The 535-nt window shown below is 77.9% G+C and carries 1 pseudogene; it reads right to left on the bottom strand.

Going from position 1 to position 535, the window contains the following annotated elements:
- Nucleotides 1–535: pseudogene (locus tag GT354_RS29145) on the bottom strand (hypothetical protein); the annotation flags it as partial.

Genomic DNA, 535 nt, shown 5'->3' on the forward strand with positions numbered 1-535 from the left:
GGCCCGGCGAAACGCGGAAGCACCCCGTCGGCCACGGTCACCGCACCGACCGGCAGCCGCGCGTCCACCTGGGCCGCGAGCGCCTGCAGCGTGGACCCGGCACCGCGCCGCTCACCGGACACCGCGACCACGCGCGGCCCGGTGAGCAGGTCCAGGAACACCACGGCCTCGCGATCGGTGCCCACCGCGACGAGCAGCGGCGCGGTCCCCTCCACCGCGCCCAGGTCGCCCCGGCCGATCCACCACAGTCGCGGGTCCGCCTCGTCCACCGCCCACGGCTCGCCGGGCGCCGGTACGTCCGGGCCACAGCTCACCAGGACACCGACCACGTCGCGCTCGACCAGCACGCCGAACGGGCGCACATCGGCCGACACCGCGCCGGCGAGCAGCGAGGCCCGCTCGGCGTCGACCCACACCGCGCGCTCGCGCAACGACCGCACCAGCAACCGCCGGCGCCGCCGGAACCGCGTGGTCGCGGTCACCGGCTGGGCGAAGGCGGCCGCCGTCAAGGCGAGTTCCCGGCGCAGCCGGCGCC

Origin of the sequence: Streptomyces sp. SID3343 (assembly GCF_009865215.1) — a bacterium.
Classification (GTDB): domain Bacteria; phylum Actinomycetota; class Actinomycetes; order Streptomycetales; family Streptomycetaceae; genus Embleya.